Raw genomic sequence first — 24575 nt, forward strand, 5'->3', positions numbered from 1 at the left:
CCACGCCATGTACCGCGACCCCGAAATCGCCGAAGACACCCGCGCCCGCATGCTCAGCTGGCGCCGCGACATCCACGCCAACCCCGAGACCGCCTTCGAGGAACACCGCACCGCCAACGTCGTCGCCAATGCGCTGATGCTGATGGGCCTGCCGGTGCACCGCGGCCTGGCCGGCACCGGCGTGGTCGGCACGCTGAAGAACGGCGAGGGCCCGAGCATCGCGTTGCGCGCCGACCTCGACGCGCTCAACATGCAGGAACTGGGCACGCAGGCGCATGCGTCCAGGTGCGTCGGCAAGATGCACGCCTGCGGCCACGACGGCCACACCGCCATGCTGCTGGGCGCGGCCGAGCACCTGTCGCGCCACAAGCCCTTCAAGGGCACGGTGCAGTTCGTGTTCCAGCCCGCCGAGGAGAACGAAGGCGGCGGCCGCGTGATGGTGGAAGAGGGGCTGTTCGACCAGTTCCCGGCCGATGCCGTTTACGGCATGCACAACTTCCCGGGCCTGGCGCGCGGCAAGTTCGCCATCCGCAAGGGCACCATGACGGCCTTTCTGGACACCTTCGAGATCGTCGTCACCGGCAAGGGCAGTCATGGCGCCATGCCCGAGACCGGCATCGACTCGGTGGTGGTCTCGGCCCAGCTCATCAACGCGCTGCAGACCATCGTGAGCCGCCGCACCGGCGCCACCGACTCGGCCGTGGTGAGCGTCACGCAGATACACGGCGGCGACACCTGGAACGTGATTCCCGAGACGGTGGTGCTGCGCGGCACCGTGCGCACGCTGGACGCGGCCATCCAGGACAAGACCCAGGCCGCGATGCAGCAGATCTGCGACGGCGTGGCCGCCACGCACGGCGCCCGGGTGGCGCTGGACTACCGCCGCGGCTACCCCGGCGTGGTCAACACGCCCGCCGAGACCGACGCGGCCATTGCCGCGGCCGCCAGCCTGGTCGAGCGCGCGCAGGTGCACACCGACATTCCGCCGGCCATGGGCTCGGAAGACTTCGCCTTCATGCTGCAGAAGCGCCCGGGCGCCTACATCGGCATCGGCGCGGGCGAGGGCCCGAACTACCCGAACGTGCACAACCCGTACTACGACTTCAACGACAACATCCTGCCGCTGGGCGCGGCGTACTGGGTGGCGCTGGTCAAGCAGCAGTTGCCGCTTGCCTGACGCGCCGATGCTGTCCGCCTTCGACATCTTCAAGATCGGCATCGGCCCGTCGAGCTCGCACACCGTGGGCCCGATGCGCGCGGCGCTGATGTTCGCGCGCTCGCTCGAAAGCCGCGGCGTGCTGGCGCAGGTGGCGCGGCTGCAGGTGGACCTGTTCGGCTCGCTCGGCGCCACGGGCCACGGGCACGCCACCGACCAGGGCGTGATCCTGGGCCTGCTCGGCGACGCGCCCGACACGGTGCGGCCCGAGAGCGTGCAGCCGCGGCTCGACGCGCTGCGCCGCACCGGGCAGCTGAGCCTGCTCGGCACCATGCCGATGGCCTTCGACCGTGTGCGCGACATCGCGTTTCGCGGCGAGGAATCGCTGCCCGAGCATCCCAACGCGATGCGCTTCACCGCTTTCGCGGCCGAGGGCCGCACGCTGGCCGAGGGCACCTACTTCTCGGTCGGCGGCGGCTTCGTCGTCGAGGGCGGCCAGGCCGTGGCCGCGACGGTGGCCGCGGCCGCCGCCGTGCCGCATCCCTTCACCACCGGCGACGAACTCATGGCGCAATGCGAGGCCACCGGCCTCTCGGTGGCCGCATTGGTCATGCGCAACGAATGCGTATGGCGCCCCGAAGCGGATGTGCGCGGCGGCCTGCTGCGCATCTGGCAGGTGATGCAGCAGTGCGTGCAGCGCGGCTTCGGCATCGACAACCCATTGGCCGCGCAAGCGCTGCCCGGCCCGTTGCGCATGCGCCGCCGCGCACCGGAGCTGAACCGCGAACTGCTGGCCCAGGCCGGCGCGGCCGACCCGCTGGCGGTGATGGACTGGGTCAATGCCTTCGCCATGGCGGTGAACGAGGAGAACGCGGCGGGCGGGCGCGTCGTCACCGCGCCCACCAACGGCGCGGCGGGCGTGGTGCCCGCGGTGATGCACTACTACCAGCGCTTCGTGCCGCAAGCGAGCGACGAAGGCATCGTCGACTTCCTGCTCACCGCCGCGGCCATCGGCATGCTCTACAAGACCAACGCCTCCATCTCGGGCGCCGAGGTCGGCTGCCAGGGCGAGGTGGGCGTGGCCTGCTCCATGGCGGCCGGCGCGCTGGCCGCGGTGCTCGGCGCCACGCCGGCGCAGGTCGAGAACGCGGCCGAGATCGGCATGGAGCACAACCTCGGCCTCACCTGCGACCCGGTCGGCGGCATGGTGCAGATCCCGTGCGTGGAGCGCAACGCGATGGGCGCGGTGAAGGCCATCAACGCGGCGCGCATGGCGCTGCGCGGCGACGGCAGCCACTACGTGTCGCTCGACGCCGTGATCCGCACCATGAAGCAGACCGGCGAGGACATGAAGTCGACCTACAAGGAGACTTCGCTGGGCGGCCTCGCGGTGAACGTGGTGGAGTGCTGAGCGGGCTGCGCGCAGAATGCGGGCTCCTTGCCACGCACGCAGAAAGCCGAGGCTCCATGACCCGCTCCGTCGACCAGAAACGCGCCGACTTCCGCGCGCTCCACACCAGGGACTGCTTCGTCATCCCGAACCCCTGGGACACGGGCAGCGCGCGCTACCTCGAAGGCCTGGGCTTCAAGGCGCTGGCCACCACCAGCTCCGGCTTCGCGTGGTCGCACGGCCACGCCGACGGCGCGATGTCGCGCGACGCCATCCTGGCCCACCTGCGCGAACTGGTGGCGGCCACCGACCTGCCGGTGAACGCCGACTTCGAGAACGGCTTTGCCGCCGATGCGCAGGGCGTGGCCGAAAGCGTGCGCCTGGCCGTCGAGACCGGCGTGGCGGGCCTGTCCATCGAGGACTCGACCGGCAATGCGGCCGACCCGCTCTTTGCCATCGACGTGGCGGTCGAGCGCCTGCGCGCAGCGCGCAAGGCCATCGACGCGTCGGGCGCCGACGTGATGCTCATCGGCCGTGCCGAGAACTTCTTCGCCGGCCGGCCCGACCTCGACGACACGCTCGCGCGGCTCAAGGCCTATGCGAATGCGGGCGCCGACTGCCTCTATGCGCCCGGCATCAAGACCCGCGAGCAGATCGCCGCCGTGGTTGCCGCCGCCGGGCCCAGGCCCGTCAACCTGCTGGTGGGCGGCGCGAGCGAGCTGACCATGGTGGACATCGCCGAACTGGGCGTGCGCCGCGTCAGCGTGGGCGGCGGCATGGCGCGCGCCGCGTGGGGCGGCTTCCTGCAAGCGGCGCGCACGCTGGCGGACCAGGGCCGCTTCGACGGCTTCGCCGACGCCGCGCCGGGCGCCGAACTCAACGCCTTCTTCCGGCCGTTCGCCGGCTGAGGGCCGGCGCGCAAGCCTGGCCGTGGACAGCATGGAGCCGCTGCTCGCCGAGATCCGCAATTGCACCGTCTGTGCGGCGCACCTGCCGCTGGGCCCGCGGCCCGTGGTGCAGGCCAGCGCCAGCGCCCGCCTGCTGATCGTCGGCCAGGCGCCCAGCATGACCGTGCACCAGACGGGCGTGCCGTGGGACGACAAGAGCGGCGACCAGCTGCGCCGCTGGCTCGGCGTGGAGCGCGACACCTTCTACGACGCCGCGCGCATCGCGCTCGTGCCGATGGGCTACTGCTACCCGGACCGCGGCACCAGCGGTGACCTGCCGCCGCGCAAGGAGTGCGCCCCGCTGTGGCAAGACCGCCTGCTGGCGCAGATGCCGCATATCGAACTGACACTGCTCGTGGGCCAGTACGCGCAGCGGCACCTGCTGGGAAGCAGGGCGCGCGGCGGCGTCACAGAGACGGTGCAGGCCTTCGCCGACTACGCACCGCGCTTCATTCCGCTGCCGCATCCTTCGCCGCGCAACACGGGCTGGTTCAAGCACCATCCGTGGTTCGAGAGCGAGGTGCTGCCGGTGCTGCGCGAGCGGGTGCGGCGCGCGCTTGCCACCGACCGCACCGCGGCCTGCAGCTAGGGCGCCGAGGCGACGGACGGGGTCGCCGCGGCGAAGGGCCGCGCCGCGTACACCACGCGCCCGCCCACCACCGTCATGAGCGAGGTCGTCTTGCCAATGCGCTCCACCGGCACGCTGAAGAAGTCCTGGTCGAGCACCGCGAAGTCCGCGAGCTTGCCGACCTCCAGCGTGCCGCGCTTGCCCTCGTCGAAGCTGAACCACGCGCTGCCCGCCGTGTACAGCCGCAGCGCCTGTTCGCGCGTGGGCGTTTCGTCGGGGCCGCGCATGGCCTTGCCGCTCACGGTCTTGCCGTCGAGCATCCACTGCAATGCGACGAAGGGGTTGTACGAGGCCACGCGGTGTGCATCGGTGCCTGCGCCCACGTTCACGCCGGCGCGCAGCGCGGTGGCGATGGGCGGCATGCGCCGCGCCGCGTCGCCGCGCACGCTCAGCATGCGGTCGCCCTGGAAGTACATCGCGTCCTGCATCGTCCAGCCGATGCCCAGCGCCTTCATGCGCGCGAGCGTCTCGGGGGAGGCATCGTCCAGGTGGGCAATGGACCAGCGCAGGTTCTTGATCGGCACCTCGGCGTCGAGCTTCTCGTACAGCCCGAGCAGGTGGTCGACCGAGCCGTTCTCCTGCCAGTGGATGGTGACGGCGAGCTGGCGCATCGCCGCCCACTTGATGAGCTCGTAGAACTTCGCCTTCACCGCCTCGTCGGGGAAATTGTTGTTGTACATCGCGAGCGTCACGCGTTCGCCCAGGCCGTTGAACTTGAGCATGTCGTCGCCGAAGCCCATCGGCAGCATCTGCGTGAGCTCGCGAAACTCCTGCAGTTCCGCACCGGGCTTCTGCGCGAACACGCTGTAGGCCACGCGCAGCGTCAGCGCCTTTTCGCGCCACAGCGCGAACAGCGCGGCGTACTGCGAAGGCGCGATGCTGAAGCCGCCCGGGTCCACCAGGCCGGTGATGCCCAGGCGGTTCAACTCGGTGAAGAAGGCGCGCGTGCCGGCCACGTTGTCGTCGTAGGTGGGCTTGGGCAGCTTGTCGAACAGGGCCGAGATGCCGACGATGTCGCCGGTCATCCAGCCCGGCGCGCCGTCGGGCGAGGGCTTCATGCCGGCGGGCAGCGTGCCGGCGGGAACGCCCAGCGCCTCGAGCGCCTTGGGCGTCATGACCACCGCTTCATAGAAGAGCTGCACGTACACCGGGTTGTTCGGCGCGGCCTCCTGCAGCTCCGCGAGCGTGGGGCGGCGGCGTTCGGCGAACTGCTGCTCGGTCCAGCCGCCGGCCACGATCAGCCAGCCGCCGGGACGTGCCTGCGACGCGGCGCCGCGGATGCGCGCCATGGCTTCGGCGATGGTGCCCGCGCCGATCCAGTTGACCTCGGTCGAGTAGCTCAGCGCCGCGCGCACCGCGTGCATGTGCGAGTCGATGAGGCCGGGAACGACGGTGCGCCCGCCCGCGTCGACCGTGCGGGTCGTGGGGCCGGCGAGCGTGCGCACCTGCGCGGCGTTGCCGACGGCCACGATGTGCCCGTCGCGCACGGCCAGCGCCTGCGCGGTGCTGGCGGCGGCATCGAGCGTGGCGATCTTCGCGTTGGTGACGATGAGGTCCGCCGGTTGCGCTTGCGCGGCGACGGTCAGCAGCAGGCTGGCGGCGAGGGCCACCGCCGTGATGAGTGTGCGTGGTGTCATGTCAGTCGACCTTGATGCTGGCGGCCTTGACGACCTGCTGCGCCTTCGCCGTCTCGTCCACGATGAACTTGTTGAACTGCGCGGACGGCATCGTGAAGGGCTCGGCACCCAGCTTCTCCAACCGCTCCTTCAGCTCCGGCGACACCATGATCTTCGCCACCTCGGCCTGCAGCCGGTCGATCACCGGCTGCGGTGTTTTCGCGGGTGCGAACAGGCCGACCCAGAACAGGTACTCCGAGCCCGGCACGCCGGCCTCCACGGTGGTCGGCGCGTTGGGCAGCGCCGACGAGCGCTTGCCCGTGCCCACGGCGAGTGCCTGCAGCTTGCCGCTCTGGATCAGCGGCAGGGCCGACACCATCGGCGCGAAGAACCAGTCGACCCGCCCGGCCATCACCTCGGTCATGGCCTCGGGCGTGCCGCGAAAGGGCACATGCTGCGCATCGATGCCGGCCGCGAGGCGGAACACCTCCGCATTCATGTGCGTGGCCGAGCCGTTGCCCGCGGAGCCGTAGTTGAAGCTGCCGGGCTTGGCCTTGACCTTCGCCACCAGGTCCTTCACGTCGGCGAAGTGCGCGGGCGCGGTGACCAGCACGTTGGGCAGGCTGGCCATGGGCGTGACGCCCGCGAAGTCCTTGATCGTGTCGTACGACAGGCCCTTGTAGATCCACGGGTTCACCAGGTGGCCGGCCGAGTGCACCAGCAGCGTGTAGCCGTCGGCCGGTGCCTTGGCCGTGATGGCCGCGCCCAGCGTGCCGCCGGCACCGGGCTTGTTGTCGACGATGACGCTGGTGCCCAGCGCGGGCCCCAGCTTCTCGGCCACGAGGCGCGCGACGATGTCGGTGCCGCTGCCCGCCGTGAAGGGCACCACCAGCTTGATGGGCTGCGTGCCCGGCCACGCGCTCTGCGCGTGGGCACCGGTGAGTGCGCAGGCTGCCGCGAATGCGGCGGCCGTCGCCAGCGCGTGCCGGCGGCCCTGTTGGAATGTCTTCTTCATGCGTCTTGTCTCCGTTGATTTGATTCGATGAGCGATGAATGACTGAAAGAGAGAGCGCTAAGGCGGCGGCGCGTGGGGCATCACCAGCGCTACCAGCACCGGCCGGTTGCTGCGGTTTTCCAGCTGGCGCTTTTCACCGGGCGCGAAGCGGCAGCTGTCGTAGGGCCCGAGCACTTCTTCCTGGTGCGCGCCGTCGATCTCGCCCACCACGTGCAGCTGGCCTTCGAGCACGAGGTAGAGCTTTTCCATCGGCGAGCCGTCCAGGCCGGTGTGGCCGCCGGGCAATATCTGGCTCATGCCCATCCACATCTGCGTGGACGGGCCGGCTTCCTTGCCCTGCAGGCGCAGGCAGCGCATGTCGAAGTGGTTGGGCGCCTCGTAGTGCGGCGCCTCGCTGAAACGGGTCACGTGCATGGAATGTGCTCCAGGAGGGCTTCTTCAGGGCCGCAGCACCACGCGGTCGGTGCTGCCGGAGAGCACCAGCCGGTAGGCGTCCATCGCTTCGTCGAGCGTGAAGCTGCGCGCCACCGGAAAGGGCTTCAGCGTGCCGCGCTCGAAGCCTTCGCGCATGGCGTCGAGCTGCGCGGTGCTGGCCACGCAGTCCATGGCCAGCGAGTCGATGCCCACGAAGGTGTGCATGCCGCGGTAGAACGCGAAGATGTCGAAGGGCACCGCGCGTTCGTGCGTGGCGATGAAGATCTGCGTCGCGCCCTTGGCCATGGCCTTGTTGGCGGCCTCGAAGTAGGCGCTGCCCACGGTGTTGTAGACGATGTGCGCGCCGCGCCCGTCGGTGAGCTCGCGCACCCGCGCGCCCAGGTCGGCGGCCTCCGGGTGTTGCCGCGCGTCGATCACGTCGACCGGCCCGCTCGCAAAGCCTTCGAACGGCCCGGCGCGCCGCTGCACCGCGATCACGCGCGCACCGGCCTGCGATGCCAGCTGCACCGCCGCCTGCCCGACCTTGCCGTTGGCACCCAGCACCAGCACGGTCTGCCCGGCCTGCGGCATGCCGCTGCGGCGAAAGCCTTCGTACGCGGTGACGAAGGGCACGCCCACCGCGCCGGCTTCGTCCATCGAGATGCCCTGGGGCTTGGCGCGCAGCGCCTGTTCGGGCAGCACGAGGTAGCGTGCATGCGAGCCGTCGCGCGTGATGCCGATGTCGCCGCCCGAGCCGTAGACCTCGCGGCCGATCCATTCGGCGGGGCCGCTCACCACGGTGCCCGCAAAGTCGCGCCCCGGGGTGCGCGGCCACACGGCCTGCGGCATGATGCCCAGCGTCGCTTTCACGTCGCTCGGGTTCACGGCCGCGGCGGCGATGCGCACCACGGCGTGACCCGGGGGCGGGGTGGGTTCGGCCTGCGGTGCGGCGTGCAGTTGCAGCGCGTCGAGGTTGGCCGCCTTCTCGTTCACGCGCAGCGCGCGGGCCGAATGGGGGGAGTGCATGGCTGCGACGCTCATCGCGCGGCTCCCTGCACGGCGCGGGTGTCCGCCAGCCCCAGCATGGCGCGCGCCTCGCGCGGGTTGGCCACCTCGCCGCCCAGGCTCACCAGGATGTCGCGGGCCTTCGCCACCAGCTGGGCGTTGCTCTCGGCGAGCACGCCCTTTTCGAGGTAGATGTTGTCTTCCATGCCCACGCGCACATGGCCGCCCAGCAGCCAGGCCTGCGCGACGATGGGGAACTCCATGCGGCCGATGCCGAAGGCGCTCCAGAAGGCGCCGCGCGGCAGCATGTTGCGGGCGTACAGCAGCGTCTCGGGCGTGGGCGCAAAGCCGTACTTCACACCGAGCACGAAGGTCCACATGGCCGGGCCGTCGAGCGTGCCGTCGGCGATCAGGTCGAGCGCGAGGTTGATGTCGCCCGAATCGAAGATCTCCAGCTCGGGCTTCACGCCCGCCTCGCGCATGACCTTCGCCATGCGGCGCACGTTCCTCGGCGTGTTGATGACCACGTCGGGCCCGGAGTTCATGGTGTTCAGGTCGAGCGAGCACACGTCGGGCCTGATGAGCGCGATGTGTTCCACGCGCTTTTCCGGCGGCAGCAGCGTGGTGCCGGGTGCCGCGACCTTCGGGTCGTCCTCGCTTGGAACGAAACGCCCGCCCGGGCCGGTCGTGAGGTTGACGATCAGCTCGCGGTTGCCGCGGCGGATGCGCTCCACCACCTCGCGGTACAGCTCGACCTCCATCGAAGGCTTGCCGGTTTCGGGGTGGCGCACATGAATGTGCACCTGGCTCGCGCCGGCTTCGGCCGCGGCCAGGCATTCGTCGGCGATCTGCACCGGCGTGATCGGCAGGTGCGGCGTCTGCTCCGGCTTCACGAGGTTGCCCGTGACGGCGCAGGTGATGAGCGTCTTGGCGGTGCTCACAGGTGGCGCCCTCCGTCGACCACGATGCGCGTGCCGGTCACGAAGCGCAGCGTGGTGGCCAGCGCCTCGACCGTGGCGGCCACGTCGTCGGGCTTGCCGATGCGCCCCAGCGGGGTGGTGCTGGCCATCTTGCCGGCGAACTCCGCGCCGCGCCCGGGCACGAAGCCCGACTCCACCGCGCCCGGCGACACCGACACCACGCGCACCGCCGGCGCCAGCGCCTTGGCCAGCGCGTCGCCCACCACGTCGAGCCCCGCCTTGGCCGCGACGTACGCCAGGTTGCTGCCCACGCCGGTGAAGCCCGCGATGGACGAGATGTTGACCACCAGCGCGTCGCCGCTGGCCTTCAGCATCGGCGCGAAGGCGCGGATGGTGGCGAACACGCCGCGGAAGTTGGCGCGCACGATGTCGTCGATGAGTTCGTCGGTCAGCGCGTCGAGGTCGGCGGCCGGCACGGGCTGCGTGTGGCCCGCGCTGTTGACGAGGATGTCGCAGCGCCCGTGCGTGGCTTGCACTTCGGCTGCGGCGGCGGCAAGGCTTGCCGAATCGACGATGTCGGCGCGGATCGCCGCATGGCGCTGGTTGGTGGCCGAGGGCAGGGCGGCGGCGCGCGCGGCGGCATCGCCGCCCTTGCGGTGCAGCAGCACGCAGGTGGCGCCGAGCGCGGCCAGCCGCGTGGCCGTGGCGTAGCCGATGGCGCCGAGGCCGCCGGTGATGACGGCGACCTTGCCGTCGAGTCGGGATACAGGATCGAAGCTCATGGATGTGAGAAGAATGGGTTGATCGGGGTGATGCCTTTTCGCGGAACACCGCGGAGCCGGCTTTGCGGGGCCGCAGGTGTTGCCCCCTCGAAGGGGGTTGGCGAAGCGACGCGAAGTGCGCGAAGCCTGGGGGTGGTCAAGGTATGGGAGGCCGGGGGAACTTCATTTCTCCCGGTTCGAGTTCGAAGTCGTGGTGCATCGATGCGGTCTTGCCGTCGGGCGCCAGCGCGAAGCGCCCGATCAGCCGGCGCGTCACGCCGAAGGTCGGGTCGCTCTCGAGGTTCTCGTCGTCATCGGCGAACACCTGCGTGATCAGCACCTTGTGCCCCGGCTTGCTCACCATGAAGTGCAGGTGCGCGGGCCGGTTCGGGTGGCGCAGCTGCGCGCGCAGCAGCACGCCGCACGGCCCGTCGGTCGGCACCGGGTAGCCGGCCGGGCGCACGCTGCGGAAATGAAAGCGCCCCTCGGCGTCGGTGCGGAAGCGCCCACGCAGGTTCATGTCTTCCTGCGCGGGGTCCTGGTTCTCGTACAGGCCGACGGGCGAGGCCTGCCACACGTCGACCGTGGCGTCGGCCACCGGCCGGCCCGCGGCGTCGCGCACCGTGCCCGTCACCTCCAGCGGAATGCCCGGCGTGCCCGAGCGCGCGATGTTGTCGCCCAGCGCGCAGGCCGGCGCGTTCGCGCGCCAGAAGGGCCCGAGCAGCGCGGCCGGCGACTCGCCGTGCGGGTCCTGGTTGTTCTGCAGCGCCACCACGGTCGACACGCCCAGGATGTCCGCCGCCAGCACCACCTCGTTCTTGGTCTCGCCCGTGGCGTGGCCGATGGCGACGATGAATTCGAGCGCCTGCTCGAACTCCTCCTCGGTGAGCTTCACCTCCTGCACGAAGGCATGCAGGTGGCGCGTGAGTGCGTCCATCACGGTGTGCAGCCGCAGGTCGGGCGTGCGTTTCATGGCGTCGAGGGTGAAGCCCAGCACCGAGTCGGGGGAGGTGGCGATGTTCATGGCAGGTCTTTGCAATCGTTTGCACGATGGTAGACCAAATTGCCGAAAAGTAAAATACGGTGATTCCGCAAGCCATGAGTGATGGAAAGGCGGTCGAAGCCACCCGTTCGCACGACAATCGTTTGCACCAATGAGCACCCAACCGCCCGCCTCGCCGTCGTCTTCCCCTGTCACCATCCGCGACGTCGCCCGCGCCGCCGGCGTGCACGTGTCGACCGTCTCGCGCGCGCTCAGCCCCGGGAAGCGTTCATTGATCAGCGACGAGGTGCTGCGCGTGGTCGAGGAGGCCGCCCAGCGCCTGGGCTACCGGCCCAACCGCGCGGCCTCGGCGCTGCGCACGGGCCGCACCCACACCATCGGCGTGCTGGTGCCCGACATCACCAACGCGGTGTTCCCGCCCATCCTGCAGGGCATCGAGGCCAGCGCGGCGGCGCGCGGCTACTTCGTGTTCGTCGCCAACGTGGTGGATCCGGCGCTCGCCCGGCCGGTGCTCGAACGCATGCTGGCGCAGCGCGTGGACGGCGTGGTCATGGCCACCGCCACGCGCGACGACCCGCTGGTCGACTTCGTCACCCGGGCCGGCATGACGGCCGTGCTGGTCAACCGCGCCGACGAAACCGGGCGGCTGCCCGCCGTGGTCAGCGACGACCGCCTGGCGATGAAGCTCGCGGTCGATCACCTCGTAGGCCTGGGCCACAAGCGCATCGCGCACCTGGCCGGCCCGCAGAACATTCCCACCGGCGTGGGCCGCAGGCTGGGCGTGGAGCAGGCCTTGCGCGACCACCGCCTGAAGCCATTCCGCGTGGTCGAGTGCGCCAGCTACAGCCGCGAGGCCGGCGCCGCCGCAATGCGCCAGATGCTGGACGCCGGCGCCGCGCCGCAGGCGGTGGTGTGCTGCAACGACCTGGTGGCGCTGGGCGCCTACGACGCGCTGCGCGCGGCGGGGCTGCGCGTGCCGCAGGACATCTCGGTCACCGGCCACAACGACATGCCGCTGGTCGACATGGTCGACCCGCCGCTCACCACCATCCGCCTGCCGCACCGCGAGCTGGGCTGGCGCGCCGCGGAGATGCTGTTCGAGGAGATCGACGGGCGCTCGATGTCGGCCTCGACCGTGGTGCTGCGGCCCGAGCTGGTGGTGCGCAAGTCGACCGGCGCGCCGGGTGCGCCGGCGGGGGCGCGCTGAACGGCGCCACGCGGCTGCATCCGCTCACCACCAGCGCGCGATGTCGTCGCTCAGCCCCGCCAGCAGCAGCGCCACGGCGACCAGCGCGACGATGAGCTTGTTGCGCCGCGACAGCCCCTCCTTCGGCGCGAAGGCTTCGGCGCGGCCGCTGAAATGCACGCCGCAGTGGGGACAGCGCAGCGCGTAGCCGAACACGGGCTGCTTGCAACGCACGCAGGGCACTTCGCCCGGGCCCATGCCCGGCTGCGCCAGGGCGTCGGTGGCGGTGTTGGCGTCGGCGTCGGCGTCTCGCGATGCCTGCGCCGCGGCGCGTTCCTGCTGCAGCTTCTTCAGCCGCGCGCGGCGTTCGCGGTGCGCGGCCAGGTCGATCGGCTCGCCGGAGCCGTTGCGGCTGTCATGGCCGTCGTGGCCGTTCGGGTCGTTGGGCATGTGATGAACCAGGTCTCTAGCGCGCGCGGGGCGCGGTCTTCTTTCGTGCGGCCGGCCGGCGCGGCGGTTTCGCTTCGAGCACCAGCTCGGCCGGCAGCGTGTCGTTCCACGATTCGGTGAAGTAGGCGCGGTCGCTGGCCACCAGCGCGGGCAGGGCTTCGCGTAACAGCACGAGCGACGCCTCGGCCGCCTTCAGGTCGCCCGCATGCGCCGCGTACCAGGCGTGCTCGAACAGCAGGCTGCAGTGCTGCAGGCCCGGGTAGCGGCGCCGGCCGGCCTGGTGGTCGGCCAGCCGCGCCTGCGCCACCTGCACCCAGCGCGCGGGCCAGTTCGTCGCGTCGAAGGCATCGGCCAGCGGACCCGCGAGCCTGGAGACAGCCGCCGGGTCCAGCGGCTTCTGCGCGCGGAACTGCGCGAGCGTGGGTTGCCCGCCGGATTCATCGGGCTTGCAGTGGCCGCGCGCGATGCGCATCAGGTAGATCGCGTTCCATGCCGAGCGGCCCTGGCCGTCGGTGTGGCCGCAGAGCCATTCGCTGAAGGCGATCCATTGCACCGCGCGGCGCGTGGTGTCGGCCTTGCCGTCGTGCGCCAGCGCCGGCAGGTCGGACAGGCCCACGCGGTCGAACAGCCATGCCGCCATGCCCATGTTGGCGGCCACGTGCTGGGCCGCGTCGAAGGAGTGCGACTCGAACGCCGCCGCCAGCGCCTCGCCGAAGCGGCGCAGCGACTCTTCGGCCAGCGCTGCCGCCGCCGGCTTGTCGTGCGCGGCCAGCCCCAGCGCGCGCGAGCGGCACACCAGCGCCCACAGGTTGCACCACTCGAAGCGCACGTCGGGGTGGTGCCGCAGCACCAGCCCGCGTGCCGCGTCCTCGGCCATGCCGGCCAGCAGCGACTGCGCCAGCGGCAGGTCGCGCGCGGTGTAGGCGCACCACGCCGAGACGATGCACTCCATCGCGCCCAGGTAGTCGTTGCCCGCCACGTGGTGCGCGAGCCGCTGCTTCTTGAGCGCCTGCAGCCGGCGCCGCGCCTGCTCGTTGTCGCCGAGCCGGCGCCACAGCATGGCCTCGTTCAGCGTGACCAGCGCGCGCTGGAAGTCGCTGGCGGCCAGGGTGCCCGCGAGGCGGATCGATTCGAGGGCGCTGCCCTGGTTGCCGCCGCCCGCCACCGGCGCCATCAGCCTGCCTTGCCTGGCGGCCTGCTGCGAGGCGACCAGCTGCTTCCAGAACGCCGCGTCCTGCAGGTGCACGGCATCGGGCGGCGGCGCGCCGGCGGCCTGGGCCTTGCGCGAACGCAGCCCGAGGAACGAGGCCACCTCGGCGGGCGTGGCCGCGCGGCCTTCGACCAGCACGCGCAGCCGCCTGGCTTCACCGGCGGGCAGCCAGAACGGGCCCTGGCTGCGCCGCTCGGCGTTCAGGAACCGCGGCTCGCGCTGCGTGTCCTCGCCCCAGCCGACCTCGAGCTGCCAGGCCTTGAAGTCGCGAAACGCCCGGCTCACCACCATGCGCAGCGTGCTGGCGTCGGACACCTCGCCGCGCAGGTCGGCCAGCCGCACCACACCGGCGGCGGTGTGGTGCGCGTGCTGCATGCGCACCAGCAGCCAGAGCGACTGAAAGGCCGCGCGCCGGCCGTTGACCGACTGCGGCGAAGTGAGTTCGATGGAAAGAACGGCGGGGTTGGGAGCAGGCTTGGGCACGCCCTGAATTGAACCTCAAAACGGGCGCGATGCCCGAACGAGGAAGCGCGCTGCTCAGTACCGGTGGCGGTCCAGCAACCCGGGCACCTCGCTGCGCCCGATGCCCAGGTCGCGCAGCTCGTGCTCGCTCATGCCGCGCAGGTGCCGCCAGTCGGCGCGTGCACGGCGGCGGTTCACCACGCGGCCACGCCAGCCCCGCAGGGCATGCATCAGGCGTTGGTGAAAAGACGGTGGCTTCGGCGCGGTCACGATGGGCTCCTTGGTTGGGAGCGCTCATCTTCTTGCGCAGGCTGCTATTGTGGAAGTTGAGAATACTGACACCACCGATCAGGCTTCCTGATACTCAACCCAAGCAACGCCATGCGACAACTCAACCTCGACCAGCTGCGCACCCTCATCGCCATTGCCGACCTCGGCACCTTCTCGGCCGCGGCCAAGGCGCTGCACCTGGCGCAGCCCACGGTGAGCCTGCACATCAGCGAGCTGGAGGCGCGCCTGGGCACGCCGCTGGTGCTGCGCGGCGGCCGCAGCGTCACGCCCACGGCGGCCGGCGTGGCGCTGGTGGAGCGCGGGCGCAAGCTGCTGCGCGACACCGACGACGCCATCGAGGCCGTCAAGCGCCAGACCGAAGGACGGGTGGGCCGCGTGCGGCTGGGCACCTCGACCGGCGTGCTGGTCGACCTGCTGCCGCAGGTGCTCGAAGCGCTGGGCGAGGCGCACGCGGGCATCGACGTCGAAGTGAGCATCCGCGGCTCCTACGAGGCCATGGAGCGGCTGGCGGCGGGCACGCTCGACATCGGCCTGGTGGCCGTGCCGCAGCCGCCGGTGCGCGGCATCGTCGTCACGCCCTGGTGCGAGCAGCCCATGATGGCTTTCGTGCCCCAGCGCTGGAAGGCGCCCAAGCGCGTCACCCCGGCCTGGCTGGCGGCGCAGCCGCTGATCTTCAACGAGGCGACCACGCACATGTACCGGCTCACCATGGAGTGGTTCGCCGCGGCGGGCTTCGCGCCGCGCGCGCGCATCGAGCTCAACTACGACGCGGCCATCCGCAGCCTGGTGGCGGCCGGCTACGGTGCCGCGCTGCTGCCGCTGCAGCAGAGCACCGACCTGCTGCACAACGACCGCATGCGCGTCTTGCCGGTGAGCCCCAGGCTCACGCGGCGCGTGGGCATTGCGCACCGCCAGCACGCGCTGCTCGACGGCGCCACGCTGAGCGTGCTCAAGGTGCTGAAGACCTTCAGCCAGGCCGGCCAGGGCTGAGCATGCCGAGCCGCGTGCCCAGGCGCGCCAGCCGCGCGGGCAGGCTGCGCGCGTCGTCGGCGATGCCGTGGTTTCGCCAGCCGAAGATGCGCCGCACACAGGCGTCGGCCGCCCCGTCCACGGCCATGCAGGCGGCGTGCACGCCGGCTGCGCGCGCTTCGGCCACGGCCTGGCGGGCGTCTTCGACCAGGTATTTCGGGTCGTGCACGTCGATGTCGGAGGGCGCGCCGTCGGTCACGAGCACGATGGCGCGCCGGCCTTCGGGCTCGCCGCGCAGAAGCGAGGTCGCATGGCGCAGCGCGGCGCCCATGCGGGTGGAGTACCGCCCGCGCACCGCGCCGATCGTGGCGCGCGCGGCGGCGTCCAGCGGCTGGCCGAAGTCGAGCAGTCGGCAGTAGTACACCTCGGCCCGCGTGTTCGACGAGAACCCGTGGATCGCCAGGCGGTCGATGCCGCGCGGGGCCGATGTGGCCAGCAGCAGCGCGGCCTGCTTCTCGATGTCGAGCAACGAGACGCCATGCGCACCCGCATCGTTCGCCGAGGCCGACAGGTCGAGCAGCACCAGCAGGCTCGACGGGCGCGGGCCCCGGCCCGCTCGGGTGAACAGGCGCGCGTCGGGGCGCAGGCCCAGGCGGCGGTCGATGCGCACCTCGATGGCGGCGTTCAGGTCGATGTCGTCGCCTTCCCATTGGCGGCGCAGGCGGCGGGCGCGGTCGAGGTGGCGCGTGCGGGGCAGGGCGCGCGCATGCACGCGGTCGTGGGGGCTGGCGGGCTGCTCGCCCAGGTCCTGCAGGCCTTGCCACGCCGGCCGCGTCTCGATCACGGTGCACCAGTCGGGGCGCAGGCGTTCCTGCGTGCGGTCCCATTCGGGGTAGGTGTAGCGGCCCAACGCCAGCTCCGGCTCCAGCTCCGGCTCCGGGTGTTGCCCGCCGTCGCGCGGTGCCTCGCCTTCGTTCGGCGCACCGGAAGGCGGGGGCGGCCGCGCACCCGCGTGCTGCAGCGCGATGGCCTCGTCCGGTGGCGTCCGGGCCTCGCCGAAATCCCACAGGTAGCTGTTGTCGTCGCGGTACGGCGCGGGCACGGTGTGGTCGCGGGGCTCGAAGCGCACGCGCATCTGGCCGAGGTCGTTGGCGAGGACGGACGCGATGGCGCGAAAGGCCGCGCCGTCTTCGAGGCCCGCATGCGCCACGGTCTGTTCGAACAGGCGGCGCGCCTTGTTCACCCAGTGGTGGTCGTCCTGCCACGCGGGCAGCATCAGCACGCGGTCCATGCGCGAGATCAAGGCGTGGAAGCCCAGGTCCCGCGCGTCGGGCACGGGCGCGAGCGAGGCGGCGAACCAGCCGTGCACACCGGGAAAGTCGCGGCACAGCAGGCGCTCCACGCGCGCGTCCTCGATGGCCGAGGCCACCGCGATGCCCATGGGCTTGAGCGCGCCGGCCGGCCGGGCCGGCGTCGAGTGCCGCAGGTGGGCGACGGCATGCGCCACCATGGCGCGGCGCAGGTGGTCGCTGGCGGCGCCGTCGGGCAGCAACAGCCGCTTGCCGGCCAGCACGGGGCGCTCGCCCGGAAAAGGCTGCACCTCGGCATCGACGCCGGCCAGGCCGCTGGCCAGCAGCGACAGCGCAGCCAGCCCGTCGTTCATCCGAACTGCGCCTCGACGAAGCCCTGCAGCGCGCTCTCCATGTCGGGGTCGTCGGTGAGCGCGCGCGTCATCGTCATTTCGCAGCTTTCGCGCGGCGTCACGCCGTCGCGGATCAGTACGCCCGCGTAGATCAGCATGCGCGTGGACACGCCCTCGTCGAGCCCGCGGTGCTTCAGCGCGCGCGAGCAATGCGCAACTGCCACCAGCTTCGCGGCCAGGTCGGGCGCCAGCCCGGCCTCGTGCGCGACGATCTCGGCTTCGAGCGCGCTGTCGGGGTAATCGAACGCCAGCGCCGCGAAGCGCTGGCGCGTCGAGGGCTTCATGTCCTTGGCGCTGCTCTGGTAGCCAGGGTTGTACGACACCACCAGCTGGAAGTCGGGGTGTGCGCGCACCAGCTCGCCCTTCTTGTCCAGCGGCAGCATGCGGCGCGCGTCGGTCAGCGGGTGGATCACCACGGTGGTGTCCTGCCGCGCCTCCACCACCTCGTCGAGGTAGCAGATGCCGCCGTGGCGCACGGCCAGTGTCAGCGGCCCGTCGTGCCAGGCCGTGCCGTCGGCGTCCAGCAGGTAGCGCCCGACGAGGTCGGACGCCGTCATGTCCTCGTTGCAGGCCAGCGTGACCAGCGGCCGCCCGAGCGACCATGCCATGTGTTCCACGAAGCGCGTCTTGCCGCAGCCCGTGGGGCCCTTCAGGATCAGCGGCATGCGGTGGCGGTACGCCTGGCGGTACAGCGCCACCTCGTTGGCCGCGGGCCGGTAGAAGGGTTCGGTCTCGATGCGGTAGGCGGCCAGCGGATCGGGCACGGCCGCGTTCATCGGTGCTGGGCCGGCGTGTGCGGAATGCCTTCGATCGGGCACTCCGGCGTGCCCACCGTGCTGCGCGTGAACGACTCCACCATGTCTCGCGTGCCCTCGGGGTCGTTGATCCATTGCGTGTAGAAGTTGTACGGGCAGGCCGCCACGCCCTTGTCGCCGTCGCCCGAGTTGATGGTGCCGGTGTAGCCGCGGTGCACCAGCTTGAACAGGTGGTTCTGCGACTGGCCGTTCCTGCGCGCGTCGCGGATCAGCCCCATCGAGAGTTCGGCGTAGTTGATGCCCATCTCTTCCTCGCCGCATTCGCCGAGCGTGCGGCCGTCGAAGCCGATCAGCGCGGAGTGGCCGAAGTACGAGTACACGCCGTCGAAGCCCGCCGCGTTGGCCACCGCCACGTAGGTGTTGTTCATGAAGGCCATGGCCTTGGACACCAGGATCTGCTGCTCCTTGGCCGGGTACATGTAGCCCTGGCAGCGCACGATGAGTTCGGCGCCGCGCATCGCGCAGTCGCGCCAGATCTCGGGGTAGTTGCCGTCGTCGCAGATGATCAGGCTGATCTTCATGCCCTTGGGGCCGTCGCTCACGTAGGTGCAGTCGCCCGGGTACCAGCCCTCTACCGGCACCCACGGCATGATCTTGCGGTACTTCTGGACGATCTCGCCCTGGTTGTTCATGAGGATCAGCGTGTTGTAGGGCGCCTTGTTCGGATGCTCCTCGTGGCGCTCGCCGGTCAGCGAGAACACGCCCCACACGTTGGCGCGGCGGCAGGCGTCCGCGAAGATGGCGGTCTCCTCGCCGGGCACGGTGGCCGCGGTGTCGTACATCTCCCTGGCGTCGTACATGATCCCGTGGGTGGAGTACTCGGGGAACACCACCAGGTCCATGCCCGGCAGGCCGCGCTTCATGCCAACCAGCATCTCGCCGATCTTGCGGGCGTTGTCCAGCACCTCGGCCTTGGTGTGCAGGCGGGGCATCTTGTAGTTGACGACCGCGACGCCCACGCAATCGTTGCTGCTCGAAATATCACCATGTCGCATGACGCTGCTCCTGAAGGATGGTTGAGAAAAAACAAAAAGGCCCGAGCCGGTGTCCAACCGGTTCGGGCCTGTCTGCGGGGCATCGGGTTCGTGTCGTCGAAGCCGATTGTTCTCAACTCAGCGGGGGCTGCACATACGTCATTTCGCTGATTGCGGCGCGGGCTCAGCGCGGGCGCGCGTAGTCGGACTCGATCCAGGCGGTGGCGCTCGACGGGCTGAGCTTGAACGCGGGCGACACGTTCACGCTGGCCAGCTCCGAATCGTCTGCGTCGTCGAAGGCGGTGAGCGTGGCCGAGGGGTTGTCCTCGTCGGGCACGATGGCCAGGGTCACGCGAACGCGCTGGTCGTTGCGCGCGGTGACGGTGACGCTCTTGTTGAGCGTGGCGTGCAGCTGCTGCTCGTGGCGGCGGATGACTTCGGCGGCGGTCTTCACCAGCGTGGAGAAGGCGGGGCCGTCCAGCGGCTTGGGGTTCTTCTTGTCGCGGCCCATGGTCCAGGGGCCGACCAGGGCGGGTTCGGGGTCGCCCTGGCGGGTCATCTCGACGGCCCAGCCGTCGTCTTCCTCGTTCTTGATGACGCGGGCGGTCCACAGGCCGTCGCGCCAGAGGCGGGGTTCCTGCAGGGGGAGGGTGTCGGGGTCGGTGGTGTCGGTGAGGTCGGTCATGCGGGTGTCTGTGTGCTTGCGCGGGCCATTTTCCCCTGAGTCCCTCGCGGGGGCGGGCCGATGTATTCCTGCAGTCCGCCGACCAGGGCATCGAAGGTGGCGCGGCAGCGCGGGCTGTTGCGCAGGTCTTCGTGCATCGTGACCCAGGTTTCCAGCTTCATCGCGAAAGCGCGCGGCACGAGGCGCACCAGTGCGTCGTCGCGGCGGGCCAGCCCGACCTGGCAGATGCCGATGCCCGCACCGGCGCGGATCAGCGCCAGCTGCGCGAGGTCGCTGTCGGTGCGCAGCGAGAAAGCCTCGCGGCCATAGCCCGGCAGCGCCTTGCCCGCATTGCGCACGAAAGCCGAAGGCTGGTCGTAGCCGATGAAGGCATGCGCCGCCATGTCTTCCATCCTGCGCGGCGTGCCGTGGCGGGCCAGGTAGTCCTTGCGCGCGTGAAAGCCCAGTTCGATCTGCCCGACGTGGCGCGCGACCAGTTGCTCCTGTTTCGGCCGCACCATGCGCACGGCGATGTCGGCCTCGCGCCGCAGCAGGTCCTGCACACGGTTGGTCAGCACCAGCTCGACCTTCAGCGCGGGGTGCGCCTCGCGCAGCCGCGCGACGATGGGCGGCAGCACCTCGACACCGATCACCTCGCTGGCCGAGATGCGCACCACCCCGCGCACGCCTTCGCCCTGGCTGCTGGCCACGCGCTGCAGCGACGCGGCGGTGCTTTCCATGGCCTCGGCGTGCGTGCGCAGCGCCAGCGCCACCTCGGTGGGCAGCAGGCCCACCTGCGAGCGCGTGAAGAGCACCACGCCCAGCGCGGCCTCGAGCGCGGCCACATGGCGCCCGGCCGTCGGCTGCGTGATGCCCAGTGCGCGCGCCGCGCCCGAGAGCGAGCCCTCGCGCAGCACGCTGAGAAAGGAGCGGTACAGCTCCCAGCCGATGTCTTGGATCATGCATAAATGTATAGCTGTTGGCTTATGCTCGGCAATTCCAATGCAACGCCATCGCTTCCAGAATCGGTCCATCGACAACCCTTTTGGAGCATTTCATGGCACGCAACGACACGGTTCTGGTTCTGGGCGCAACGGGCGGCATCGGCGGCGAGGTGGCCCGCCAGCTGCGCGATGCCGGTTGGCAGGTGCGCGCGCTCAAGCGCGGCGCCAAGGAGGAAAGCAGGGACGGCATCACCTGGCTGGCCGGCGACGCGATGGACGCGCAGGCCGTGCGGCAGGCTGCGAAGGGCTGCGCGGTGATCGTGCATGCGGTCAACCCGCCGGGCTACCGCGGCTGGGCGCAGCTGGTGCTGCCGATGCTGGACAACACCATCGCCGCCGCGAAGGCCGAAGGCGCGACCATCGTGCTGCCGGGCACGGTCTACAACTTCGGGCCCGACGCCTTCCCGCTGCTGGCCGAAGATTCGCCGCAGCACCCGGTCACCCGCAAGGGCGCGATCCGCGTCGAGATGGAAAAACGCCTGGAGGACGCCAGCCGCCAGGGCGCCCGCGTGCTGATCGTGCGCGCCGGGGACTTCTTCGGCCCGAAGGCCGGCAACAACTGGTTCTCGCAGGGGCTGGTGAAGGCGGGGCTGCCGGTCAAGGCGGTGAGCTACCCCGGCCGCGCCGGCACGGGCCACCAATGGTCGTACCTGCCCGACGTGGCGCGCACCATGGTCGAGCTGCTGGCGCGGCGCGACCGCCTGGCGCCCTTCGCGCGCTTCCACATGGCCGGACACTGGGACGCGGACGGCACGCGCATGAGCGGCGCCATCCGCAAGGTGGTGGCCCGCCGCATGGCTGGCTCGGGCGCCGAGGTGCGCGTGTCCGCCTTCCCGTGGTGGCTGCTGACGCTGGCCTCGCCCTTCGTCGCCACCTTCCGCGAGATGCGCGAAATGCGCTACCTGTGGGAAACGCCCGTGGGCATGGACAACGCGAAGCTGGTGGTCTTTCTGGGGCGCGAGCCGCACACGCCGCTGGAAGAAGCGGTCGAGGCCGCGCTCGACGGCATGGGCTGCCTGGCCGCGGCACCGGTGGCAACCGTGACCGCGGCGGCCTGATCAGAAGACCGAGAGCCCCGTGCGCGCCACGAACAGTTCCAGCGCCTTCATGCCCAGCAGCGAATTGCCGGTGGCGTCGAGCGCGGGCGACCACACGCACAGCGTGAGCCGGTCGGGCACCACCGCCACGATGCCGCCGCCCACGCCGCTCTTGCAGGGCAGGCCGATGGAAAAGGCCACGTCGCCGGCCGCGTCGTAGGTGCCGCAGGTGAGCATCAGCGCGTTGATGCGGCGGGTTTGCCGCTCGCCCGTGATCTCGGGCTCGCCGTCGATCGGGTGCGCCCCGTCGCGGCTCAGGAAGGCCGCGGCGCGCGCCAGCTGGCGGCAGCTCATGCGCAGGGCGCACTGGTGGAAGTAGGTGTCCAGCACGGTGTCGACGTCGTTGTCGATCTTGCCGAAGCTCTTCATGAAGTTGGCCAGCGCGATGTTGCGAAAGCCCGTGTCGGCCTCGGATTGCGCCACCTCGTCGTCGAAGGCGACGGGCTCGCCGCACAGGCCGGCCATGAGCGCGAGGATGTCGTCCTTCGCGCTGCCACCCGCGGCCTTCGCCTGGCTCACCAGCCGGTCGGCCACCGCGATGGCGCCGGCATTGATGAACGGGTTGCGCGGCTTGCCCTGCTCGTTTTCCAGTTGCACCAGCGAGTTGAACGGGTTGCCCGAGGGTTCGCGCCCGATGCGCTCCCACAGCGCGTCGCCCATGCGCTGCATGGCGAGCGTGAGCGTGAAGAGCTTGGACACGCTCTGGATGGAAAACGGCGTCTCGAAGTCGCCCGCGCCGGCTTCCTCGCCCTCGCAGGTGCGCAGCGCAATGCCGAACTGACGGGCATCGACGCGTGCCAGCGCCGGGATGTAGCTGGCGACCTTGCCGCCGTGTTCACCCTGGCCGCACTGGTCGATCTGCGGGCGCAGGGTGGCGACGATCTCGTCGAGCACCGGCTGGAAGTTCATGGTCTGGCCGTTCATGCGGTGCGTTGTACCGCAGGCCGCCGGTTCACCAGCACGATGCCCAGCGCCACGCCGACCAGCGCCACGATCAGCTGCGCGGTGAGCGGCTCCTTCAGCAGCACCACGCCGCACACCAGCGCGAACAGCGGCGTGAGGAAGGTGAAGGACGACATCTGCGTGGCTGGGTAGTGCCGCAGCAGCCACATCCAGGCCAGGTAGCTGGCGAAGGCGCCGACCACCATCTGCAGGCCGATGGAGCCCCAGGCCCCGGCCGAGTACGCAAAGCCCCACGGCTCGCCCAGCGCCAGCGACAGCACCGGGCACATCGCGGCCGTGACCGCCACCTGGTAGAAGAGCGTTTTCTCGGCGCTGGCGGTGGCCAGGCGGGTGGTGCGCAGCGTGAGCGTGGTCAGGCCCCACAGCATGCCGGCCCCCAGGCCCATGGCGTCGCCGATGAGCTGCGACGAGCTCATGTGGTCGAAGCCCTCGCTGAAAGCCAGCACCACGCCCGAGAAGGCGATGAAGAGCCCGAGCCACTGGAAGCCCCGCAGCCGCTCGGCCGGCACCCAGCGCGGCAGCAGCAGCGACACCCAGAACGGCGCCGTGTAGAGAAACACCGTGAGCCGCGAGGCACTGGTGTGCTGCAGCCCCAAATAGATGCCGGCGAACTCGCCCGAGAACAGCAGCCCGGCCAGCAGCCCTGGCCACAGCGTGCCGTCGCGCTCGAACAGCCGCACACCGCGCGACGCGCACCACAGCCACAGCAGCGCGGTGGCGCCCGCCATGCGGATGGAGGCCTGCCACATGGGCGGCACCTCGGCCACGGTGGTCTTGATGAGGATCTGCTGCAGGCCCCAGAAGGCGCAGCAGGCAATGAGCAGGCCGATGGCGAGGCTGTCGAGGTGGGTCTTGCGCTGGATCATGAACGGTCGGTCACTGTCGGTCAGGTGGCGGGCGGCCACCAGATTCATCGGATGATCGTACCGCGCCGACGCGTTCCCCGGGGTGTCACTGCGCGAAGGCCTCCAGCGCGGGCAGCGGCGCCTGCCGCTCGAAGCGCCGTTCGATGGCCAGCAGCGCGGCCTCCAGGAACTGCAGGAACATGCCCATGGCCACCGCCGTGGTCTGGCCGGCACGCTGGTAGAGGCAGCTGAACGAGCGCGCGCCCGCGTCGGCCAGCCCGGTCCACACCAGCGTGCCGCGTTCCACGTCCTCGGCCACGTTCTCCGGAATCAGAAAGCCGATGCCCGTGCCGCCGGCCACCAGCCGCCGCACCATCGCGACCGAACTGGTTTCCACCAGCGGGCGCACCTTGCGGTGCTCGCGGTGGTCGATCTGGTCGACCATGGCGCGCAGCTCGGTGTCGGGCGTCATGAGGATCAGCGGGTGCTCCAGGCAGTCGCGCAGCCGCGGCAGCTTGCCCAGCGCCGCCAGCGGATGGCCGGGCGGCGTGACCAGGCCCAGGTGCTGCGGGAAGGCGCGGATCTCCTCCACGCCAGGCGGCGGCTTGCGGCGCAGGCAAAAGCCGATGTCCGACTCGCCGTTGGCCACCCATTTCAATATGTTCTCGCCGCTGCCCGAGCGCACGCTGTAGGTCACGCCGGGGTAGTTCTTCATGGCCGCCTCGATCACCTCGGGCACCAGTTGCTCGGCCGACGAGTGCGACACCGCCAGGTTGATGTGCCCGCGCCGCAGCGAGCGCAGGTCTTCCACCTGGGCCATGGCGTTGTCGAAGTCGCGCTGCCCGCGCCGCACGGCCGCCACCATGATCTCGCCCGCGGTGGTCAGCTGCATGCCGCGCGGCAGGCGGTCGAACAGCGGCGTGCCCACCTGTTCCTCGAGGTTGAGCACTTGCTGGTGCACCGCTGCGGCCGTGAGGTGCAAGGTCTCGGCCGCCTTGCGCACCGAGCCGCGTCGGGCCACTTCGTCGAAACACCGGAAGGTCTGGGAAATGGGGCGCATGGTGCTGCGCAGTGTATGGATTTTCTAT

General features: G+C 70.8%; 25 protein-coding genes. 7 read left to right on the forward strand and 18 right to left on the reverse strand.

Annotated features, from left to right (window positions below; all coding sequences use genetic code 11):
- Positions 1-7 precede the first annotated feature (7 nt).
- The 4 genes from AC0IYU_RS04455 to AC0IYU_RS04470 are packed head-to-tail and all read left to right on the forward strand — an operon-like array spanning position 8 to position 4082.
- The gene (locus AC0IYU_RS04455) at positions 8-1177 is read left to right on the forward strand and encodes a M20 aminoacylase family protein (protein WP_472113483.1); all 1170 of its coding nucleotides are present in this window, start codon (positions 8-10) and stop codon (positions 1175-1177) included.
- Between the two features lie 7 nt (positions 1178-1184).
- Entirely contained in the window at positions 1185-2567 is a 1383-nt protein-coding gene (locus tag AC0IYU_RS04460; protein ID WP_472113638.1) for an L-serine ammonia-lyase, read from the forward strand.
- 56 nt (positions 2568-2623) lie between these two features.
- Positions 2624-3454 (forward strand): isocitrate lyase/PEP mutase family protein, encoded by an 831-nt coding sequence (locus AC0IYU_RS04465; RefSeq protein ID WP_472113486.1) that lies wholly within the window; start codon positions 2624-2626, stop codon positions 3452-3454.
- 31 nt (positions 3455-3485) lie between these two features.
- A complete protein-coding gene (locus AC0IYU_RS04470) occupies positions 3486-4082 on the forward strand; it encodes a uracil-DNA glycosylase family protein (protein ID WP_472113488.1) in 597 nt (198 codons plus the stop codon).
- Here the strand turns inward: AC0IYU_RS04470 and AC0IYU_RS04475 are convergent.
- The 7 genes from AC0IYU_RS04475 to AC0IYU_RS04505 form a co-directional block, all read right to left on the reverse strand.
- Positions 4079-5758, reverse strand: a complete 1680-nt coding sequence (locus AC0IYU_RS04475) for an amidohydrolase (protein ID WP_472113490.1) — start codon at positions 5756-5758, stop codon at positions 4079-4081. The genes AC0IYU_RS04470 and AC0IYU_RS04475 overlap by 4 nt on opposite strands.
- Before the next feature lies 1 nt (position 5759).
- Positions 5760-6752 (reverse strand): tripartite tricarboxylate transporter substrate binding protein, encoded by a 993-nt coding sequence (locus AC0IYU_RS04480; protein WP_472113493.1) that lies wholly within the window; start codon positions 6750-6752, stop codon positions 5760-5762.
- Between the two features lie 57 nt (positions 6753-6809).
- Positions 6810-7166, reverse strand: a complete 357-nt coding sequence (locus AC0IYU_RS04485; protein WP_435439935.1) for a cupin domain-containing protein — start codon at positions 7164-7166, stop codon at positions 6810-6812.
- Positions 7167-7190: 24 nt separating this feature from the next.
- Complete coding sequence (locus tag AC0IYU_RS04490) at positions 7191-8207, reverse strand: quinone oxidoreductase family protein (RefSeq protein ID WP_472113496.1); 1017 nt, start codon at positions 8205-8207, stop codon at positions 7191-7193.
- On the reverse strand, positions 8204-9112 hold the full coding sequence (locus AC0IYU_RS04495; protein WP_472113498.1) for a beta-keto acid cleavage family enzyme: 909 nt from the start codon (positions 9110-9112) through the stop codon (positions 8204-8206). Before AC0IYU_RS04495 ends, AC0IYU_RS04490 begins: the two co-directional genes overlap by 4 nt.
- A complete protein-coding gene (locus AC0IYU_RS04500) occupies positions 9109-9873 on the reverse strand; it encodes an SDR family NAD(P)-dependent oxidoreductase (protein ID WP_472113501.1) in 765 nt (254 codons plus the stop codon). Before AC0IYU_RS04500 ends, AC0IYU_RS04495 begins: the two co-directional genes overlap by 4 nt.
- 136 nt (positions 9874-10009) lie before the next feature.
- Positions 10010-10876 (reverse strand): dioxygenase family protein, encoded by an 867-nt coding sequence (locus AC0IYU_RS04505; protein ID WP_472113504.1) that lies wholly within the window; start codon positions 10874-10876, stop codon positions 10010-10012.
- A gap of 130 nt (positions 10877-11006) precedes the next feature.
- Between AC0IYU_RS04505 and AC0IYU_RS04510 the strand changes: the two genes are divergently transcribed.
- Positions 11007-12062, forward strand: coding sequence for a LacI family DNA-binding transcriptional regulator (locus AC0IYU_RS04510; RefSeq protein ID WP_472113507.1), 1056 nt, complete (start codon positions 11007-11009; stop codon positions 12060-12062).
- A 24-nt stretch (positions 12063-12086) separates the two neighbouring features.
- On the opposite strand, the gene AC0IYU_RS04515 is transcribed toward AC0IYU_RS04510, so the two are convergent.
- The 3 genes from AC0IYU_RS04515 to AC0IYU_RS04525 are packed head-to-tail and all read right to left on the reverse strand — an operon-like array spanning position 12087 to position 14433.
- Positions 12087-12491, reverse strand: a complete 405-nt coding sequence (locus AC0IYU_RS04515; protein ID WP_472113510.1) for a hypothetical protein — start codon at positions 12489-12491, stop codon at positions 12087-12089.
- A 16-nt stretch (positions 12492-12507) separates the two neighbouring features.
- Positions 12508-14184, reverse strand: coding sequence for a hypothetical protein (locus tag AC0IYU_RS04520; RefSeq protein WP_472113513.1), 1677 nt, complete (start codon positions 14182-14184; stop codon positions 12508-12510).
- A 54-nt stretch (positions 14185-14238) separates the two neighbouring features.
- Complete coding sequence (locus tag AC0IYU_RS04525) at positions 14239-14433, reverse strand: YjiS-like domain-containing protein (RefSeq protein ID WP_472113516.1); 195 nt, start codon at positions 14431-14433, stop codon at positions 14239-14241.
- A gap of 111 nt (positions 14434-14544) precedes the next feature.
- Between AC0IYU_RS04525 and AC0IYU_RS04530 the strand changes: the two genes are divergently transcribed.
- Complete coding sequence (locus tag AC0IYU_RS04530; RefSeq protein WP_472113520.1) at positions 14545-15444, forward strand: LysR family transcriptional regulator; 900 nt, start codon at positions 14545-14547, stop codon at positions 15442-15444.
- Here the strand turns inward: AC0IYU_RS04530 and AC0IYU_RS04535 are convergent.
- From AC0IYU_RS04535 to AC0IYU_RS04555, 5 genes are all read right to left on the reverse strand, one after another.
- Positions 15422-17086, reverse strand: a complete 1665-nt coding sequence (locus AC0IYU_RS04535) for a VWA domain-containing protein (RefSeq protein WP_472113523.1) — start codon at positions 17084-17086, stop codon at positions 15422-15424. The two genes, AC0IYU_RS04530 and AC0IYU_RS04535, sit on opposite strands and share 23 nt — an antisense overlap.
- Entirely contained in the window at positions 17083-17901 is an 819-nt protein-coding gene (locus AC0IYU_RS04540) for an AAA family ATPase (RefSeq protein ID WP_472113526.1), read from the reverse strand. The genes AC0IYU_RS04535 and AC0IYU_RS04540 overlap by 4 nt, the downstream gene beginning before the upstream one ends.
- Positions 17898-18935: an aliphatic amidase gene (locus AC0IYU_RS04545; protein WP_472113529.1), complete on the reverse strand. Its 1038-nt coding sequence runs from the start codon at positions 18933-18935 to the stop codon at positions 17898-17900. The genes AC0IYU_RS04540 and AC0IYU_RS04545 overlap by 4 nt, the downstream gene beginning before the upstream one ends.
- A gap of 163 nt (positions 18936-19098) precedes the next feature.
- Complete coding sequence (locus AC0IYU_RS04550) at positions 19099-19599, reverse strand: hypothetical protein (RefSeq protein ID WP_472113532.1); 501 nt, start codon at positions 19597-19599, stop codon at positions 19099-19101.
- Positions 19596-20540, reverse strand: coding sequence for a LysR family transcriptional regulator (locus AC0IYU_RS04555; protein ID WP_472113535.1), 945 nt, complete (start codon positions 20538-20540; stop codon positions 19596-19598). Before AC0IYU_RS04555 ends, AC0IYU_RS04550 begins: the two co-directional genes overlap by 4 nt.
- A gap of 95 nt (positions 20541-20635) precedes the next feature.
- Here AC0IYU_RS04555 and AC0IYU_RS04560 point away from each other — a divergent pair, with 95 nt between their 5' ends.
- Positions 20636-21640, forward strand: a complete 1005-nt coding sequence (locus AC0IYU_RS04560; protein ID WP_472113538.1) for an SDR family oxidoreductase — start codon at positions 20636-20638, stop codon at positions 21638-21640.
- Here the strand turns inward: AC0IYU_RS04560 and AC0IYU_RS04565 are convergent, their stop codons facing one another.
- The 3 genes from AC0IYU_RS04565 to AC0IYU_RS04575 form a co-directional block, all read right to left on the reverse strand.
- Positions 21641-22603: a glutaminase gene (locus tag AC0IYU_RS04565; RefSeq protein WP_472113542.1), complete on the reverse strand. Its 963-nt coding sequence runs from the start codon at positions 22601-22603 to the stop codon at positions 21641-21643.
- The gene (locus tag AC0IYU_RS04570; RefSeq protein ID WP_472113641.1) at positions 22600-23508 is read right to left on the reverse strand and encodes a DMT family transporter; all 909 of its coding nucleotides are present in this window, start codon (positions 23506-23508) and stop codon (positions 22600-22602) included. The genes AC0IYU_RS04565 and AC0IYU_RS04570 overlap by 4 nt, the downstream gene beginning before the upstream one ends.
- A gap of 85 nt (positions 23509-23593) precedes the next feature.
- Positions 23594-24547, reverse strand: coding sequence for a LysR family transcriptional regulator (locus AC0IYU_RS04575; protein WP_435439959.1), 954 nt, complete (start codon positions 24545-24547; stop codon positions 23594-23596).
- Between the last annotated feature and the right edge of the window lie 28 nt (positions 24548-24575).

It is taken from the genome of Variovorax sp. AC103, assembly GCF_979254005.1.